Here is an 18,197-nt window from a genome sequence, read left to right as displayed (position 1 = left end):
GTTGTGCCGGTCTTGATCAGGCTCGATGCTGTAGTTACCGAACCGGGCTGGGCTGATGCCATGAACGCATGGAACGCGGCGGAGAGCGCCGACTTCCGTGGTCCCCTCGACGTCGCCAGGGCGGCCACCGCGGTGCTGGACGCCCAGGACGTGATCATCGGCTGGAGCCCGGCGGCCCGGCGGCTCCTCGGCTATCTGCCGGAGGAGATCGTCGGGCAGCCCCTGGAGCGGCTGGTTCCGCCCGCTGTCAGGAACGGAGACGTACCGGACGACGCGCCGAGCGGCGGCCGAGCGCTCACGGTGCGGCACCGGAACGGCCGGCTGGTGCGGATGGCGGCCGCGTTCTGCCCGCTCGCCAAGGTGTCCGAAGGCCCCGGCCCCCAGCCGGCCCGGGTCCTGGTGGCGGCCGAACTGGAGGCCCACCGGATGTGGGAGTCCCGCCAGGCGATGCTGCACGGGCTGGCCACCCGGTCCCCGGTGGGCCTGGGCATCTACGACACCGACCTCCGGCTGACCTGGGCGAACAACGCCTATATCCGGGAGGTCGGGCTGCCGTTGCGGGAGTTCCTCGGTGCCCGCGCCGATGAGCTGTATCCGGACGGCAAGTTCGTGACCGAGGGGTATCCGCGCACGCTCGACGCGGTGATGCACCATGTCATCGACACCGGGGAGCCGATCCTCGATCTGCACTTCGTCGGCCAGCAGCCCTCCGACCCAGGGCCCGATCACGTCTGGTCCTGCTCCTATTACCGGCTCCAGGACACCCATGGGCAGGTGCTCGGGGTGTGCGAGGACGCCTTCGACATCACCGGCCGCTATCAGGCGCAGCGCCGGCTGAACCTGCTGGTGGAGGCCGGCGCCCGGATCGGCACCACGCTCGATATGACCGCCACCGCCCGGGAGGTCAGCGAGGTGGCGGTGCCGGAGTTCGCGACCACCGTCACCGTCGATCTGATGCAGTCCGCACTCAACGGCGACGAGCCGGAGCCGGCCGGCGGGGTGCTGCCCACGCTGGTGCGGGTCGCCTCCCGCTCCGTCCAGGAGGGGGCGGACAGCGCCCCGTCCAGTCCGCACCGCGTCGAGTACCCGCCCGGCTCGCTCCAGTACCGCAGCCTCTCCTCGGGCGGGATGGTGCGCGAGGAGAACACCATCGTCGTGCCGTTGCGGGCCGGCGGCACCCCGATGGGACTGGTCACCTTCCGGCGCAGCGCCCCGATGACGCCCTTCGACAAGGGGGAGATCGAACTCGCCGACGAGCTGGTCACCCGGACGGCGGTGTGCCTGGACAACGCCCGCCGCTTCACCCGGGAACACACCGCCGCGCTGACCCTCCAGCGCGATCTGCTGCCCCAGCATCTGGCGTCCCCGTCCGCGGTCGATCTGGCCTACCGCTATCTGCCCAGCGATGACCGGGCCGGGGTCGGCGGCGACTGGTTCGACGTCATCGGACTCTCGGGTACCCGGGTCGGCCTGGTCGTCGGTGACGTGGTGGGCCACGGCCTCCAGGCGGCGGCGACCATGGGGCGGCTGCGGACGACCGTACGCGCCCTGGCCCGGCTCGACCTGGCTCCCGACGAGCTGCTGGCCCGGCTGGACGACCTGGTGGAGCAGACCGCCGAGGAGCAGGCGGCCACGGTCGGCACGGATCTCGGCACGGACGATGTGGCCACTGGTGTGACCTGCCTCTACGCGGTCTACGACCCGGTGTCGCGGCGCTGCACCATGGCGCGGGCGGGGCATCTGCCACCGGCCGTCGTCGACCCGGAGGGCGGGGTCTCCTTCCCGGATCTGCCAGCGGGCCCGCCGCTGGGCCTTGGGGGCCTGCCGTTCGAGTCCCTGGAGCTCGAACTGCCGGTCGGCAGTCTGCTGGCCCTGTTCACGAACGGGCTGGTCGAGGCCCGTGACCGGGATGTGGACGAGGGGCTGCGGATCCTCGGCGGGGTGCTGGGCGAGCACCGCCGTCCGCTGGACGAGCTGTGTGACCATGCACTGGCCGAGCTGCTGCCGGACGGTCCGGCGGCCGATGACTCGGCGCTGCTGCTGGTGCGCACCCGCGAGCTGGATGCCCGGCAGGTGGCGGCCTGGGAGCTGCCCGCGGAGCCGGCCGCGGTGGGCAAGGCCCGTGAGCTGGCCACCGGGCAGCTGCGGGAGTGGGGCCTCTCGGAGCTGTCCTACGCGACCGAACTCGTGGTCAGCGAGCTGGTCACCAATGCCGTACGGCATGCCGCGGGGCCGCTGCATCTGCGGCTGCTGCGCGACCGGACCCTGCTGACCGAGGTGTCCGACACCGCCCATACCTCGCCCCACCTACGGCACAGCGCCAGCGACGACGAGGGCGGGCGGGGGCTCTTCATCATCGCGCAACTGGTGCAGCGCTGGGGTACCCGCTACACGCCGTACGGCAAGACGATCTGGACGGAGCAGGCGTTTCCGCCGCACTATTCCGGGGCTCCACGGCCGGCCCGGTGACCGGCCGGCGGGCGCGGGGGCCGGGGCCGGCCCGGCGCACATCGTGCGGGTGTTCGGAGCGGGTCCCATGATGGAACCAAGCGAGGTCCCGGCGACTCGGCGGGCGCGGACAGAGGAGGACCCTGTGACGACCAATGGCAGGGAGCAGGCGGCCGAGCGGCGGCCGACTCAGCTGTACACCGGTAGCGAGCGGCCCTATGACCCGGAGGACCTGGTAAAGGCGTCCGGGCGCGAACCCACCCCCGAGAGCCTGGAATGGGCCAGGCGTCTGATCGCTGAGGAGGGACCCGGCGCGATCGAGCGGTATCTGCCCTGAGTACTGCCGGCTGAGCAGCGGGCGGGGCGCACGGAGGACGGCCTGTTCCGCGGTGATGGGCTGGTGCGCGCCCGCCGCGGAGCCGGCCGTCGGCGTCTGTACGGCTGCCGTCGTCCGCGTGGTAACAGGCCGTCTGGCAGGCGGAGTTGAGCGTCGATCCGGTGCGACCGCGGTAAAAACCCCTTGCGGCGCCCCGCGGCCCCCGGGAAGATCACGTCGACCGCCGCCTCACCGGCACGCTCCGGAGAACTTCAGGGGGATCCTTCCGAGAGGCTCTCCACGGGCCGCCGGCCCTCCTCCGGCCCCCGCGCCCGAAGGCGGCTCCCACGACCAGGACGCCTCTCAGCTCCTCGCCCCCACACCGGCCGAGCCCTGCCCACGGGAGCTCGCCTGGAAAGGAACCCTCCGTGACCACCGAACGCATCTCCCCGCTCCTGCGCGCCGGCGAGCGGGAGACCCTGCGCTCCTGTCTCGACTTCCACCGGGCCACGCTCGCCATGAAGACCGAGGGCCTGTCCGACGAGGACCTCAGGCGTCAGTCGAGCCCGCCCTCCACGCTCTCCCTGCTGGGGCTGGTGCGGCACATGGCCGAGGTGGAACGCACCTGGTTCCGCCGGGTGATCAACGGCGAGGACATCCCGCTCGTCTGGTCGGCCGAGGGCGACTTCCAGGTGGCGTACGACGCGAGCACGGCCGACGGCGCGGAGGCGTTCGACGCCTGGCAGACGGAGGTGGCGCACGCCCGCCGCATCGAGCAGGAGGCCGCCTCGCTCGATGTCACCGGCTACCAGCCCCGCTGGGGCGAGCATGTCTCGCTGCGCCTGGTGATGCTGCACCTGATTCATGAGTACGCCCGCCACAACGGCCATGCGGACTTCCTCCGCGAGGCCATCGACGGCACGGTCGGCGCCTGAGCCGACCGCCCCGGTTCCCACCCGGTCCGTGCCGGGCGGGAACCGGTGAAGGCCGCGGGCCGCGTACGCCGGACGCCGTCCCTCAGCCGAGTTCGAGACTGGTGACGCCGAAGGTGCGCTCCTCGTCCACCGGGGGCACCGGGCCGTTGTACATCCGCACGGTGTGCGACCGCGGGGTCAGACCGCGGGAGGTGACCAGGGTGTGTGCGGCGTCCCGGGGGCCGGGGACGTCGACACAGAGCTCGTCGGCCGGGTCGACCGACGCCGCGAGGGCGTCGAAGAGCGCTTCGGCGGCCGCCGTGGTGTCGGCGAAGAGCGGGCCGATGCGGTGCCCCGTTTGGGCCGGCCGGAGCACGCCGTAGCCCACGATCGCACCGTCGCGCAGACAGACGCGGGCGGTGTGACCGGGGGCCGTCAGCCAGCGGGTGACGAAGGCACGGCGGCCGGCGGGGAAGCAGCGCCGGTCGTAGTCGGCAACCGCGTCGAGATGCGCCCGGGTGACGGGGACGACGTCCGGGGTGGGAGCGCCGGGGCCGAGGGCGCGTCCGGCGTAGCGAACGGTCTCGTGGGCGGAGGCGAACCCGGCGCGCCGGTACGTGTCCTCCTGGGCGGGGACCGCGTCGAGACCCACGGTCCGGGCACCGGCGTGCGGGAAGGCGGCCCGCCAGGTGGCGAGGCCCAGGCCCTGTCCGCGGTGGTCGGGGTGGACGAGGTAGTAGCCCAGGAACGCATAGGCGTCCGAGTAGTTGACGACGGAGACCGCGGAGACGGTCCGTCCGGTGCGGCGTCCGACGAAGAAGCCGGCGGGGTCGAGGGGGTGGAAGCAGGCGGTGTCGCCGCGTCCGGGGTTCCACGCTTCGTCGGCGGCCCATTGGGCCACCTCGTGCCAGTCCTCCAACGAGGCGGCGCTGACGGTGAGTTCGCCGGTGACGGGCTGTGGATCCGGAGCGTTGCCGAGAGTGGGCATGCGGGTGATCGTCCCTTCTGGTGGGGTCAGGGGGCGAGTGAACGGGGATCGTGCGGGGCCGTGCCGGGTGGTGGGCGGGGCGGGCCCGCCGGAGCAGCTCCTCCGGCGGGCCCGGACCCGCCCGCCTCCGCGGCCGGCGTCAGATCAGGTCCATGGCGGCGACCTCGTCGGGGCGGCCGTAGCTGACCGGCCCCTGGAAGCGCTGCCGGGCGGTGGCGAACCACCACACGGTGGCGATGATCAACACCACCGCCAGCGCGATCGGCGCATAGTTGAACGAGGCGGGGGTGATGGGGTACGCCTGCGGCAGCATGAACAGCACATTGCTGATCAGGATCCAGGTCACCGCGATCGCCGCGACGGGCTTGCCGTAGCGCCCGAGGTTCCACGGGCCGGCCTGGAAGTCGTCGAGCCGCAGCCGCAGGAAGATGGGCACGGCGTAGGCGAGGAACAGCCCGACGACATTGACGCTCACCACCGCGGTGAAGGCGGTGTGCGACCACCAGCCGGGCAGCACCAGCACCAGCGGGCAGGCCGCGGCGAGCCAGACGGCCTTGACGGGCGTCCGGGTGCGTGCGGAGACCGAATGCCACCAACGGGAGCCGGGCATCGCGCCGTCCCGGGAGAAGGCGAAGATCTGCCGGGTATTGCTGGTCATGTTGGCAAGGCCGCAGAACAGCATGGCGCCGATAACGATCAACAGCAGGAACTTGGCGGTGCTTTGGCCGAGCGCGTCGATGAGAATCTGCACCGGCGGCGCATCGGCACTCACCGCATGCCCGTAGTCACGGATCGCATACACCAGCGCGAGCATGAGGATCAGTCCGGTGATCGCGGAGCAGCTGATCGCGCGCATGATGCCCTTGGGCGCGTTGACGGTCGCCTTCACCGTTTCTTCGGACATGTGGAAACTGCCGTCGAAACCGGTGAAGGTCCAGCTGGTGACGAGCAGACCCAGCATTCCGCCGTAAATCGCTTGGGTGAAGCCGGTGTTGTTGACGAAGTGCAGCGCGAACGAGGGCGACTGGTGGTGGTCGGGGATCAGGGTCAGCGCGCCGACGATCACCACCATGCCGATCAGCAGCCACCACACGGAAATCCGGTTCACCACCGCGACCAGCCGTACCGTATACGTGTTGGCCAGCGCCTGAAGGAGAAGGATGGCCGCGGTGATGCCGACCGTCTGCTGCGGTGTCGCCTCATAGGACGGCCACTGCATGGTGAGGAACGCCTGGATGAAGGTGGCGGCGGCGAAGTTGGTGGCGGCGGTGCCGCCGACCTGGCCGACGAAGTTCAGCCAGCCCGTGTACCAGGACCAGGCGCCCTGGTGACGCTTGGCCAGCTTGCCGGCCGAGAAGTAGAGCGCGCCGCTGGTCGGGTAGGCGGAGGCGATCTCGCCCATCGCGGCGCCGACGAACAGCACCATGATCGATACGCCGATCCAGCCGAAGATCAGGATCCGCGGGCCGCCGGCGTTCATCCCGAAACCGAAGGAGGAGAAGATGCCGGAAATGATGTTGATGATGGTGAAGGAAATGGCAAAGTTGTCGAACGCGCGGAATCTGCGGGTGAGTTTCCGCGGATAGCCCATGGCGTGCAGCGTGGCATCGTCGTCAAGGGTGAGGGGATCTGCCGTGTGGGGGTTTTGCGAGCGAGCTGGAGACATACGCTCGGACACAACCAAAACCTTTCTGGGGGGAATCAGGGAGGTGAATGGATGGGGCTGGGTTGTTCGAACGGGTGATGCAGAACGGGGCGCCTTTGCGGCAGGAATTCATGCCGCATCATGCGCACCGGTGAATCAGCCGCCGTGCGGAACGGGGAGCCCGCACGAACGCCTGGCCTTTGTCAATTGCTCCTCGGGATCGCCGAATGCACTCCAGGGCATCCGCGAGGCATAGGGTCCCATGGCGGTGAAGACTTCCCGCGCCTCGAATTCATGTTTCGCCATGAACAGCGCATGTGCCAGATACGCCAGATCCAGCACCGGGGTGAAGCGGTAACCGGCCACCCGCGGGAACCAGTGGTGGTAGATGCTCAACGCGGCACTGATCCACTGGGGTTGCTCCCATGTGTGGTCCGCGAGCAGCGCGGACGGGTTGTAGTCCTCGACCAGCGCCACCAGCGGCAGCAGCCGCAGTGGCGAGGTGGCCGGGGCCCGTTGACTCAGGAACGCGGCCACGTCCCAGCTCGCGCTGGACGAACCGCCGTAGCGGGTGAAGAAGAACGACAGAAAGCGGTGGTGCGCCTCGCGGTGCCAGGGGTCGAGCCGGAGGATGTGCGCGAACAGATACCACGGGCCGGCCGGCGCGGTCAGCAGCCCCTGTGGGGCCGGGTCCTGGGGACGGTCGAGGCGCGTCAGCGCCAGCTGGGCCACCCACGGGGTGGGGTCGTCGGGGAGCAGCTTGGCGGCCCGCTCACACGCCGACTGCGCTATCCGCGCCAGGGCGCCCTGCCGCCGGTCACCGGCGTCGGCCATGCGCAGGGCCCGGAGCATCGCCACCCGGGCCCAGAGCAGCGCCGCATCCGGCCCCGGCTCTTCGGCCAGCCAGCGCTCGGCCAGGTCCGAATCGGCCGCCACGGACGCCAGTACCAGCGACCGGTGGGCCCGTACCTCGAAATCCTCCCGGGCTTCCCGGAGAACCTCGTGTGCGCTCAAGTACCGTCCGGCCCGAACGTCCATACACGCGCGCGCCAGCGCCCGGTCATCGGCCGCTGGACTCCATACGTACTGCCCCTCGAAAGAGCCGGCCGCCATGGTCCCCTCCCGGTCACGAAGGCGTCTTCCCCCGCACGGCATTCCAGCTGCGCCGAATTCAGCTGGACCCCTGCCACCGGTCAAGTGACAGCGGCCACACCCTACTCATCCTCAACTCATTACGAAAACAAGCCGCCTGGAATATCTGGTTCCGCACCTTTTAGTCTCGATGAGATTGAAACGGAAACAACTTCTCGGCCGGCCTTCAGAAGCCCTCCACATTGCCGGTTCGTTCGTCACGGGCCATTTATTTGGCATATTCACAGGGTTGCCGGCCCTCCACAAGTGCACGTCACTGCCGATTACCCCTCCGTATCCCGCGGGTTACCTCGCGGCGCACTCACGCGCCAGGAGAGGGCCCCGGCGGTCACCAAGCCCCGGGGGGGCGAGCCCCCACCCGGACCCGCCCACGCCCCATCGCAGAGCGTGCACTTGTTGAACGGAGCAGCACCCCCGGCCCCAACCCGCCGGGCCGCCGCCCGCGTTGGGAGCGCGCATCACAAATTCGGCTCAAGAGCAACCGAATTAGCGGATGCTACTTTCCGGAAGCGCGCGATCACATGTAGCGTTCGTCTGGACCGGAGGCCGTGACTTCACACCACGTCATGGCTGGGTACGGGCATGGGCGCGAGCGTTCTTACGGCGCGAACGGAGCGATCGACCCCGATGGGCGGACCTGCACCACAAGTGCCTGGGTCGCCACCCGCCACACACCGGACCGCGCCGCGAGCACTGCGGCAGCACCTCAGCGCCCCTGCACGTCGAGCACCGCCATGTCTGTCCGTACACGCCTGCTTTGCAAGAGGAATGGGCCCAGATCATGTTAATGAACTCCTCGACGACCCCGCTTGCGCTGCGACCGGACGCCGACTTCGGCCGGCCGCCCACAGCCGGGCCCGGCGAAGGGCCACCCCTGGCGGTCGACCGGCTCCCTGACGGCAAGTGGCAATTGACCCTGCACGACCTGGAACCCGTATCGGTACAGCGGCTGCCGTCGGACGAGGTCCACATCATCCTGGCGCCCCCGCGCGCGGAACCGGCCGATGGACCACCGGCCGGCCGGCCGCGTCCGGAGCCGATCCGGATCGACACCGCGGCCCGGACCGTCTTCATCAGGGGCCGCCAACTCGACCTGCCACGCCTCGAATTCGACCTGCTGGCCCACCTCGTGCTGCATCCCCGGCGCGCCTTCACCCGGGAGCAGCTGATGGCCGCCGTCTGGCCCAGCTGCCAGTCCAGCAACCGCACCGTCGATGTCCATATCGCCCGGCTGCGCCGGCGCCTGGGCCCCGGCCTGCGCGACTCCATCAGCACGGTTTTCGGGATCGGATACAAGTACCAGCCCGTCTCGTAGGCCGGTAGCCGCTGTTGAGGCTCGCGCGGCAGCGGGGCCGGCGACCGGCCACGTCGGTCGGTCGCCGGCCCGCTGCCGCGCGCCCTCAGGTCCCGGCAGGTGCGGAGCCGAGGTGCTCGGGGGTCGCCGCCGTGGGTTCCTTGCGGACGAAAGCGCGGCGCAGGGCGTGGTAGGGCTGGTCCGGGTCGAAGAAGATGCGGTGCATCTGCGCCAGTTCGAGCTCGCGATAGGCGGCGAGCGGGCGGTGGGCCTCGTCGCGTTCCCGGTCGGCTTTCTTCGCGGCGATACGGGCCTGCGTCGAGGACGCCGAGGCCAGCCGGACGGCGAGCCCGGCGGTCTGCGCGGCGAAGTCCTGTGCGGGGCAGTCGAGGATCCGGTCCACCAGGCCGAGCCGCGCCCCGGTCGCGGCGGTGACCGGCAGGGCGCGTGCGGTGAGCTGCCCGGCCACCTCGGGGCCCGTCCGGCCGGGGAGGGTGTAGGTCCAGTATTCGGAACCGTAGAGCCCCATCAGCCGGTAGTGGGGGTTGAGGACCACGGCCGCGCGGCACCACACCTCGTCGGCGGCGAGGGCCAGCATCGCCCCGCCGGCCGCGGCATTGCCGCCGAGCGCGGCGACCACCAGCCGGTCGGTGGTGGTCAGGACGGCGTGCACCAGATCGTCCATGGCGTTGATATTGGCCCAGGACTCCTCGGCGGGGTCGGCGGCGGCCTCGATGACATGCAGATGGATGCCGTTGGAGAAGAAGTCCCGGCGGCCGCCGAGGACCAGCACGGAGGTCGGCCGGGCGCAGGCGTGGCGGTAGGCGGCGAGCAGCCGCCGGCAGTGGTCGGTGCTCATCGCGCCGCCGGGGAAGGAGAACTCCAGGAAGCCGGCCGGGCCGTCCTCGCGGTACCGGATGTCGCTCCAGGTCCGGGGGCCGTCACCGGCGTCGAGCGGGGCCGGGACTTCGGGGAGCGGCGGGAGGCGGTCGCCCAGCGCCAGGGTGGCGGGCAGTTTGAGGGTGCCGGGCTCCCCCGGCGTGCGGGGCGGCCGCAGCTCCGGAATCCATACCGCGCCGTCGGCCGTCGCCCGGCAGATCGCGCCACATCGGGTGGCGAGCAGCTCGCCCGGCGGGCCGGTCAGGGTGTCCTCTGGGTGTCCACCGTGCAAATGCCAGATGCCGCCGAGCAGTTCGTCCCGTACGCCGGGCTGGGAGTCGGCTGCGCGCAGCTTGCGGACGACGGTGTCGGTGGAGTCGGAGCGCCAGTCGATCCGGCGCAGATCCTGGCGGAAGGGGGGCCGGGGGCGGCCGGGTTTCGCAGCGTCGGACAGCTCGTTCTGTGGTTGCGGGCGGTGGGTGCCGGACGCCACACGGGCGACGGCCGTCAGGACCGCCTCGACCGCGGCATCGGCGATCTCGTTGCGGTAGAGGTCGCTCTTGCCCACGCCGGGGACGGGACAGCTCGCCGCGGCCCAGATGTCGCCGCCGTCCATCTCGTCGTTGGCCTGGAGCACCGTGACGCCCCACCGGTCCGCGCCCAGATGCACCGCCCAGTCCACCGAGGAGGGGCCCCGGTCGCCGACGGGCCCGGGGTGCACGATCAGACAGGTGTGGGCGGACCACACCTCCCGGGGGATGGCCGTCTTGAGCATCGGCGCCACGATCAGATCCGGCCCATGGCGGCGTACGACCTCGGGCAGCGGGGTGTCCCGCGTCACCAGCTCCACGCTCACCTGGTGTCCGTGGTCACCGAGTTCGGCGTACACGCGCTGCGTCAGACTGTTGAACGCGCCGGCGATGAGCAGAATGCGCACAGCAGACTCCCCGGGAGCTGGGACCGATGGGCGGATGGCTGGATCGTCCCGCACCCGTGGCCGCCGGGCTCCGGAGCCGCGCTAGGGGTCACCCGATCGACGGCCGCCGTGCGGCGCAATGCGGCGCCCGAGATGCCGGGGCTGCGGCATCGGGCACAGCCGCCAACTGATGGAGCATCAGGTAGTTCCGTCGGTGATCATCTCGTCGGGATCCCGCCAAAGTTGGCGCACGGGCCACCCAACCGAGGACCAGAACATTGCCTTTAATTGACATGTGCTTGGTCATACTTTTACTTTCATTGCGTGGCATCAGCGCAGGTCAGCGCCGTGTGCCCCGTCCGTCTTCCGCACTCTTTCTCGGAGGTTCCCATGGAGCAGCTCATCAAGAAGATGGCCCAGGACAACGTCTGGCAGAACTGGATCGCCGCCAACTCCGCACAGCAGGCGGCGAAGAACGGCTGCATCAGCGCCGCCCCGAAGGCCGGTTGCATCAGCGCCGCGCCCAAGGCCGGCTGCATCTCCTGACCCTCGCGCCACCCAGAAGCCCGGGAGCGGGCCGGCGGCGGTGAGCACCCCTGCCACCGCCGCCCGCTCCCGGGCCTCGCGCCCGAATTCCCCGTGTGCACCGCATCCCGAGCAACGACGAGGATTTCCATGGATGGTCAGCCGACCGCCGAGGTCATCGAGCAGATCCGCGACATACCGATCTACCGTGAGTCGCTGGCGAAGGGCCACTTCCCGCTGCTCGACAAGCCGGAGATCGCGCGCGGCTTTCCCGACAACTGGATGACGCCCCGGCTGGCCGCGGCGCTGGAGTCCGGAGAGGCGGAGTTCGTCCTCTCCACCGGCACCCACCACGCCCGGATGCAGATCATCCGGCCCCCGTATTTCCTGCTGCGCTCCTACTACCAGCTGTGGAGCGAACACCCCGATATCGCCGAGACCTGGGACGCCGGCTGCCGGCGGGTGTCCCTGACCACGGTGCTCGCGACGGAACATGTGGCGCGGGTCAATGCCGCCCGGCGCGGCACCACACCGGATCCGGTCCCCGCCCTCGACGACCGCCGGCTCGACGAGCGCACCTGCTACGTCAATCTGCGGCTGGACCCGGCACTGTGGGAGCGCGACGAGGTGGTGCGGATGCTCGCGGAGATCCGGGCCGCCCGCCAGGCGCATCCACGCGGCTGGTACCACCTCGACTGCTCCAGCTATCACCTGGCGCATCTGGTGCGAAAGGTCGGCGAGTGGGGGCTGTGGGACGATTTCCCGCCGCCCGCGAGCATCATCCACGCCTACGAATACACCCCGGCGAACGTCCGGCGCTTTCTGCACCAGCACTTCGACTGCCCGGTCATCGACCTCTTCGGCAGCACCGAGCTCGGGTACCTCTACTACAGCGACCGCCGCGGCACCTACTGGCCGCATCTCGACAAGATGAGCGTCGAGCTCCAGCCGGTCGCCGACGGGAGCACGATCTACCAGCTCATCGTGACGAGCGTGCGCAATCCCTATATGCCGCTGATCCGCTACCGCTCCGGCGACTGCGTACGGACCCTGGACGGTTCGCCCGATCCGGGAAAGATCGCCCAATTCTGCGGCCGGGAAAAGGAATTGCTCAGCACTCCGCACGGGCCGGTCGCCCAGGGCGACCTCGACCGGTGCATCGCTGAGACCTCCCCGGACGTCTTCGGGTACCAGTTGCAGCTGACCGGCGATGCCGAAGCGCAGCTGGAGTACACGACATTCCACGGCGCGCCCGTCGAACTCGCCCATGCCTCGGCGCTGGAACAGGGCATCGGTGAACTGACCGGGCGGCGCTGCCGGCTCGCACACCGTACGCACCTCCCCATCGGGAAGTCAGGGAAGTACGCCTGGCTCACGACCGGCAGCTGACCCACCGGACGTCCGCGTTCCCCGGACGTCCGCGCCACTCGGACAGGAGAAGCATGACCAGCCAGCCGCGGATATCCGCCGATGACCTCAAGGAACTGCTCGGTGCGGCGCTGCACGCCGAAGTGGTGACGTATTTCGACGAGAAGACCGCCGCGCCGCGGGAGTTCGTGGAGCGTCAGGTCACCGAGTGTCTGCGCTATCTCTATCTCGTCTCCCGGCACCACGACCGGCTCAGCGGTCTCTTCCTGCCGGTCGAGCAGGACATCGACGAGATCTGGCACTACCTCATCCTTCAGACCCGCGAATACCGGGCACTGTGTGAGGAACGGCTGCCGGGGCAGTTCTTCATCGAGCACCGCAGCATCGCCTATGAGGACTACCAGCAGGAGCCGGGCCGCGAGCAGGCCCTCGAAGAGGCCCTGCGCTGGATCCCGTTGTACTGCCAGGAGTTCGGCCCGTTCGACGAGGGAGCGCTGCCGCACTGGACGATCGTGCGCTTCCTCCACGAGCAGATGGGCCTGTCGCTCGAGGCCATCGCGGCCCTGGAACCGATGGCGGCCACCACCTAGCCCGCCCGCACCCGCAGGAACCGAAAGGAATCATGACGGACCGGAACGACGTAACGGCCGGCCACGAGGTACCCGAACAGCGGCGGATTCTGGCCGTCCTGGTGTTCTCGCAGATCCTCAGCGGCGCGGGCCTCGCCGCCGGAATCACCGTCGGGGCGCTGCTCGCCGAGGAGATGCTCGGCTCGACCGGACTGGCCGGTGTGCCCAGTGCGCTGTTCACCGCCGGGGCCGCGCTGGGCGCCCTCGGCATCGGCCAGATCTGCCGGCGCTACGGCCGCCGCCCCGGGCTGGCGCTCGGGTACGCCGTCGGGGCGCTCGGCAGCCTCGGGGTCGTCGTGGCGGCCGCCGTCGGCAGTGCGCTGCTGCTGTTCGCGTCCCTGCTGGTCTACGGGGCGGGCACCGCAACGAATCTGATGGCGCGCTACGCCGGGGCGGATCTGGCTTCGCCCGAGCGGCGCGGCCGGGCGGTGAGCACGGTGCTGTTCGCCACCACACTCGGCGCGGTGGTCGGCCCCAACCTGGTGACCTTCACGGGAGAGGTCGCGCACTCCTGGGGCATCCCCCGTCTCGCCGGGCCGTTCCTGCTGGCCGTGGCCGCCTTCGGGTCGGCGGCGGTGGCCCTGGCCGCTCTGCTGCGGCCCGATCCGCTGCGGCTGGCCGAGAAGTTGGCGGCGGCCCAGGCCGCGGAGACCGCCGAGCGCCCTGCCGAGGAGACCGTCGACCGACCGGACGCCCAGCCGCGACGGCGCGAGGTGGTCATCGGCACCACGGTCATGATCCTCACTCAGCTCGTGATGATCGCGGTCATGACGATGACGCCGGTCCATATGCAGGCGCACGGCCATGACACCCAGGCGGCCGGGCTGGTCATCGCCCTGCACGTCGGGGCGATGTTCCTGCCGTCCCCGCTCACCGGGCTGCTGGTCGACCGCCTCGGCCGGCAGTGGATAGCCGGTGCCTCGGGGCTGACGCTGGCCGCCGCCGGGATCCTGGCCGCCGTGGCCCCGCCGCACTCCGTTCCCGCGCTCGCCACGGCACTCGTACTGCTCGGCCTCGGCTGGAACTTCGGGCTGGTCAGCGGCACGGCCATCGTCACCGACGCACTGCCGCCCGCCCGGCGCGCGTCGGCCCAGGGCCTGGTGGATGTGGGTATCGCCCTCGCGGGCGCGGCCGGCGGCATGTCCTCGGGTTTGGTCGTCGTCCTGGGCGGCTATCCGGCCCTGGCGCTGGCGGGCGCGGTGCTCTCGCTGGCGATCGTGCCCGTGGTCGCCTGGGCTGTCCGCCGGCCTCTCCACGCCGACACCACTCCGGCAACTTCCCCCGCGGAGCGGGAACCTAAATGAACATCCGTTCGTCACACAGATGTGCCCGAATCGAGATTGCGGGCATCTTGAAACTTGGCGTCATTTCTCGTTATCACGCCGGAAACCTGGATGCTGCACTGTAAAGGCAGGGTGGACCGTGTGAACGAGCCACGGGGGGCAACGATGCGGAAGGACACCTGCATGCAGGGCACACCGGTGCTGCGTCGGTTCCGCACGCCGTTGCTCGCCGTCATGGTGATCCTGACCTTCCTGCTGGGCAGCGCGGCGGATCCCGACATGGACCGGGCGACGTTCTCCGGCGCGCCCTCCGCGAAGTCCGCGAGCGCCCTGCCGGCCGTCAAGCCGAGCTACGACAGCACCGAGGAAAAGTCCAAGCGCGCGGCCGAGCGCGGCCAGCCCCGGCGCACCGTCCGGACCGCCACCGGCGTCCCGCACCACACCGGCCGTCCGCTGCCACCGCTCAGCGGTATCGCGGCGCCGCACACCCTCCCGGCATCGGGTGACCCCACGGCAGGCAGCACCACCAAGGCCGCCTCCAGACCGGTCGAAATCCCGCTTCTCCACTGCGTCTTCCGCTGCTGAGGGCGCCGTGGTGGCCTGCCCCACCAGCGCACCTCGTACCTTTCGCGCCACCACCCCACAGTGGCAACCCTCATCAGCAGGAGACCTCCTCGTGGAGACCTTCATCCAGCATGCCCGGGGCCTGATGGCCCGTATCGCCGAGGGCCGCGACGAACAAGAGACGTACGGCCGCCTCGCGGCCGGCCAGTCGCCCCTCGCCCTGTTCATCACCTGCTCCGACTCCCGTGTCGTACCGTCCCTGATCACCGGCGCACAGCCCGGTGAACTCTTCGAGCTCCGGACCGCGGGCAATGCCGTGCCCGTGTACCAGGACGACATGGCGGCCTGCGCGGAGGCCGCGACCATCGAGTACGCGATGCGCGTGCTCCGCGTGGCCGACATCGTGGTCTGCGGTCACTCGCACTGCGGCGCGGTCGGCGCCAAGGCCCGCGGCGAGGACCTGACCGGCGCTCCGGCCGTGCGGGACTGGCTGGCGCAGGCGCTGTCCGACGAACTGCCCAGGGACGAGGAACCGACGGTCGCCGCCGCGGTCCAGCAGCATGTGCGCCAACAGGTCAGCCGGCTGCGCGACTACCCCTGTGTACAGGAGCGGCTGGCCGCCGGAGAGGTGACGCTGCACGGCTGGTTCTACGAGGTCCACACCGGCATGGTGGCGGCGCATCACCCGGCCACCGACCTGTTCCTCCCCCTCTGATGGCGGGGCCGGATCTCATGAAGCGTTTCACCTCCTTCCGGGCGGACTTCACCGCCTCCCTCGTCGTCTTTCTCGTGGCCGTCCCGCTGTGTGTCGGGGTGGCGGTCGCCTCCGGCGTCCCGGCCGAACTGGGCCTGGTCACCGGTATCGTCGGCGGCCTGCTCACCGGTCTGCTGCCCGGCAGCAGCCTCCAGGTCAGCGGGCCGGCCGCCGGTCTGACGGTGCTGGTCTTCGAAGCCGTCAAGGAGTACGGCCTCGGCACGCTCGGTGCGCTGGTACTGGCCGCCGGTGTGCTCCAACTGGTCATGGGTGCACTGAAGTTGGGGCGCTGGTTCCGGGCGATCTCGGTCGCCGTGGTCCAGGGCATGCTGGCCGGTATCGGCCTGGTCCTGATCGCCGGGCAGCTCTACGCCCTCACGGACACCAAGGCGCCGGGCAGCGGGCTCGCCAACATCGGCGGGTTCCCCGGCCTGGTCACCTCCACCGCGGGGTCGCAGGACGCGCTGGCCGCGCTCGCCATCGGTGCCGGCACCATCGCCGTCCTGGTGCTGTGGCCGCGCTGGCGGCCCGCCGCACGAGTCCTCCCGGCGCCACTGGCCGCGGTGGCGCTCGCCACCACCGCGGTGTGGGCGCTGGACATGCCCGTCGCCCGGGTCCAGGTCAGCGGGCTGCTGGACGCGATTCAGCCCCCCGGCCTCGACGACCTCGGCCGGCTCGGCAGCGTCGGTGTGATCGGTACGGTCCTCGCCTTCGCGCTGATCGCCTCCGCCGAGTCCCTCTTCAGCGCCGCCGCGGTCGACCGGCTGCACGACGGGCCCAAGACCGACTACGACAAGGAACTGATGGCGCAGGGTGCGGGCAACGCCGTCTGCGGTGTCCTGGGTGCCCTGCCGATGACCGCCGTCATCGTCCGCAGCGCCGCCAATGTGCAGGCGGGCGCGAAGACCAAGGCGTCGCGGGTGCTGCACGGTGTCTGGCTGCTGGTGTTCGCCGCGGCGTTCCCGGCCGCGCTGGGTGTCGTTCCGGTGGCCGCGCTGGCGGGCGTCCTGGTGCATGCGGGCTGCAAGCTCATCCCGTTGCGTGCGCTGGGTCCGCTGTGGCGCGAGCACCGCGGCGAGGCCGTCGTCCTCCTGGTCACCGCGATCGCGATCGTGACGGTCAATATGTTCGAGGGGGTGCTCATCGGTCTGCTGCTGGCCGTCGCGAAGACGGCCTGGGAAACCTCCCATGTTCACCTGGAGGTCCAGACGCCGGAGGACACGACGGAGCCGGTGCAGGTGCGGGCCGTCGGTAACGCCACGTTCCTGCGGCTGCCGAAGATCCTCGACCAGCTCGACGCACTGCCCGCGGACCGCGACGTGGAGCTCGACCTGAGCGGGCTGCGCCATCTCGACCATGCCTGCGGCGCCGCGCTGACGAACTGGGCCGAGCAGCACCGCCGGAGCGCCCGCGAGGTGGAGCTGGTGTCCTGACCCCCGGTCTGCCCGTCCGCCGGTCCGGCGGACGGGCAGCCTGACCACCTGCGCCGGCCACCGGTCCGGCTGTTCCCGTAGCACCGATGAGGCGTCCCGGGGCAGCCGCCGGTGGCCGGCGTCGTGCCGTCGGTGCCCGCGGTGCCGAGGTGCGCCGGGGAGAGCGCGCCGAACCGGAGGCCCTCCGGCCCGCCCCCGTGCGCGTACACCGCGGCCTCGAACACCAGCAGGATCAGCACTTCGAGGGCGAGCGCGAGGGCGAGCACCTTGGCGCTGAGGGCGACTTTGAGACACCCGAGGACACCGACCGCGACGAGACCAGCCGTCGCCCAGGCCCCCCAGGGCACATGAACCCCGGTCAGGCTCCGGAAGCCGGACTCGGCGAACCGGCCGAAGACCGCCAGCAGCCCGGAGAGGAGATGGCCGAGCGGTGCCGCCTGGCCCGCCATCCCGATCGCCACCCGTACGGAGCCCCGCGCGAGAGGCACACCCGGGGATCGCGCGGACACGACGGCGGAGCCCGGAAGATTGCGCCCGCCCTGGTTGTTGAGCGATCGTCAGGACCGTGGTGGGCGGCGCCGACGCCCCGGCCGCGAGCGAAGTCACGTTGTCTACGGAGATGGGACGGACCGCATGCCTCTTCAGGGTGAGTACGAGCCGAGCCCGGCGCAGTGGGTACGCGATCAGGTCGAGCTGTACGAGACCTCGGGCGGTAAGGAAGGCACGACGATGCGCGGGATGCCGGTCGTCATCCTCACCACCCGGGGCGCCAGGAGCGGCAAGATCCGCAAGAGCCCGCTGATGCGGGTGGAGCATGACGGGACGTATGCGGTGGTGGCCTCCCTGGGAGGCGCGCCCCGGCACCCCGTCTGGTACCACAATGTCGTGGCCGATCCACGGGTGGAGCTCCAGGACGGCCCGGTGCGCCGGGACATGACGGCCCGTGAGATCACCGGGACGGAGAAGGCGCTGTGGTGGGGGCGGGCCGTCGAGGCGTTCCCCGATTACGACGACTACCAGAAGAAGACGGACCGGCAGATCCCGGTGTTCGTGCTGGAACCGGCGCCCACGGCGCACTGACGGCCGCCG

Annotated in this window: 16 protein-coding genes; 12 read left to right on the top strand and 4 right to left on the bottom strand. The window is 70.7% G+C overall.

Going from position 1 to position 18,197, the window contains the following annotated elements; translation table 11 throughout:
- Positions 1 to 60: 60 nt before the first annotated feature.
- The 3 genes from AC3EUV_RS02975 to AC3EUV_RS02965 all read left to right on the top strand — a co-directional run bounded on the left by AC3EUV_RS02975 (position 61) and on the right by AC3EUV_RS02965 (position 3,699).
- Positions 61 to 2,469, top strand: a complete 2,409-nt coding sequence (locus tag AC3EUV_RS02975) for a SpoIIE family protein phosphatase (protein ID WP_435602078.1) — start codon at positions 61 to 63, stop codon at positions 2,467 to 2,469.
- A gap of 124 nt (positions 2,470 to 2,593) precedes the next feature.
- Complete coding sequence (locus tag AC3EUV_RS02970) at positions 2,594 to 2,785, top strand: hypothetical protein (RefSeq protein WP_387237890.1); 192 nt, start codon at positions 2,594 to 2,596, stop codon at positions 2,783 to 2,785.
- Between the two features lie 407 nt (positions 2,786 to 3,192).
- Positions 3,193 to 3,699 (top strand): DinB family protein, encoded by a 507-nt coding sequence (locus tag AC3EUV_RS02965; protein ID WP_432142614.1) that lies wholly within the window; start codon positions 3,193 to 3,195, stop codon positions 3,697 to 3,699.
- A gap of 82 nt (positions 3,700 to 3,781) precedes the next feature.
- Here the strand turns inward: AC3EUV_RS02965 and AC3EUV_RS02960 are convergent, their stop codons facing one another.
- The 3 genes from AC3EUV_RS02960 to AC3EUV_RS02950 form a co-directional block, all read right to left on the bottom strand.
- Complete coding sequence (locus AC3EUV_RS02960; RefSeq protein ID WP_432142613.1) at positions 3,782 to 4,666, bottom strand: GNAT family N-acetyltransferase; 885 nt, start codon at positions 4,664 to 4,666, stop codon at positions 3,782 to 3,784.
- Between the two features lie 139 nt (positions 4,667 to 4,805).
- On the bottom strand, positions 4,806 to 6,257 hold the full coding sequence (locus tag AC3EUV_RS02955; RefSeq protein WP_435602077.1) for an amino acid permease: 1,452 nt from the start codon (positions 6,255 to 6,257) through the stop codon (positions 4,806 to 4,808).
- A 210-nt stretch (positions 6,258 to 6,467) separates the two neighbouring features.
- A complete protein-coding gene (locus tag AC3EUV_RS02950) occupies positions 6,468 to 7,424 on the bottom strand; it encodes a hypothetical protein (protein WP_435602076.1) in 957 nt (318 codons plus the stop codon).
- Positions 7,425 to 8,250: 826 nt separating this feature from the next.
- Here AC3EUV_RS02950 and AC3EUV_RS02945 point away from each other — a divergent pair.
- Entirely contained in the window at positions 8,251 to 8,778 is a 528-nt protein-coding gene (locus tag AC3EUV_RS02945) for a winged helix-turn-helix domain-containing protein (protein ID WP_432142610.1), read from the top strand.
- Between the two features lie 85 nt (positions 8,779 to 8,863).
- Here the strand turns inward: AC3EUV_RS02945 and AC3EUV_RS02940 are convergent, their stop codons facing one another.
- The gene (locus tag AC3EUV_RS02940) at positions 8,864 to 10,573 is read right to left on the bottom strand and encodes a hydrogenase maturation protein (RefSeq protein WP_432142609.1); all 1,710 of its coding nucleotides are present in this window, start codon (positions 10,571 to 10,573) and stop codon (positions 8,864 to 8,866) included.
- Between the two features lie 369 nt (positions 10,574 to 10,942).
- Between AC3EUV_RS02940 and AC3EUV_RS02935 the strand changes: the two genes are divergently transcribed.
- The 8 genes from AC3EUV_RS02935 to AC3EUV_RS02900 all read left to right on the top strand — a co-directional run bounded on the left by AC3EUV_RS02935 (position 10,943) and on the right by AC3EUV_RS02900 (position 18,188).
- The gene (locus AC3EUV_RS02935) at positions 10,943 to 11,098 is read left to right on the top strand and encodes a hypothetical protein (RefSeq protein WP_167536049.1); all 156 of its coding nucleotides are present in this window, start codon (positions 10,943 to 10,945) and stop codon (positions 11,096 to 11,098) included.
- Between the two features lie 129 nt (positions 11,099 to 11,227).
- Complete coding sequence (locus AC3EUV_RS02930) at positions 11,228 to 12,466, top strand: phenylacetate--CoA ligase family protein (RefSeq protein WP_432142608.1); 1,239 nt, start codon at positions 11,228 to 11,230, stop codon at positions 12,464 to 12,466.
- Positions 12,467 to 12,519: 53 nt separating this feature from the next.
- Entirely contained in the window at positions 12,520 to 13,035 is a 516-nt protein-coding gene (locus tag AC3EUV_RS02925; protein WP_432142607.1) for a glycine-rich domain-containing protein, read from the top strand.
- Between the two features lie 32 nt (positions 13,036 to 13,067).
- Positions 13,068 to 14,378 (top strand): MFS transporter, encoded by a 1,311-nt coding sequence (locus tag AC3EUV_RS02920; protein ID WP_435602074.1) that lies wholly within the window; start codon positions 13,068 to 13,070, stop codon positions 14,376 to 14,378.
- A gap of 162 nt (positions 14,379 to 14,540) precedes the next feature.
- The gene (locus AC3EUV_RS02915) at positions 14,541 to 14,942 is read left to right on the top strand and encodes a hypothetical protein (RefSeq protein WP_432142605.1); all 402 of its coding nucleotides are present in this window, start codon (positions 14,541 to 14,543) and stop codon (positions 14,940 to 14,942) included.
- 91 nt (positions 14,943 to 15,033) lie between these two features.
- A complete protein-coding gene (locus AC3EUV_RS02910; RefSeq protein WP_432142604.1) occupies positions 15,034 to 15,636 on the top strand; it encodes a carbonic anhydrase in 603 nt (200 codons plus the stop codon).
- 17 nt (positions 15,637 to 15,653) lie between these two features.
- A complete protein-coding gene (locus tag AC3EUV_RS02905; protein WP_432142603.1) occupies positions 15,654 to 17,108 on the top strand; it encodes a SulP family inorganic anion transporter in 1,455 nt (484 codons plus the stop codon).
- 633 nt (positions 17,109 to 17,741) lie between these two features.
- Positions 17,742 to 18,188 carry a nitroreductase family deazaflavin-dependent oxidoreductase gene (locus AC3EUV_RS02900; RefSeq protein ID WP_432142602.1) on the top strand — a complete coding sequence of 149 codons (447 nt, stop codon included), beginning with the start codon at positions 17,742 to 17,744 and terminating at the stop codon, positions 18,186 to 18,188.
- Positions 18,189 to 18,197: the final 9 nt, after the last annotated feature.

It is taken from the genome of Streptomyces sp. bgisy130, from assembly GCF_057708345.1.
Note: the sequence above shows the minus strand (reverse complement) of the source record. Positions and strands in the feature narration are given on the sequence as shown.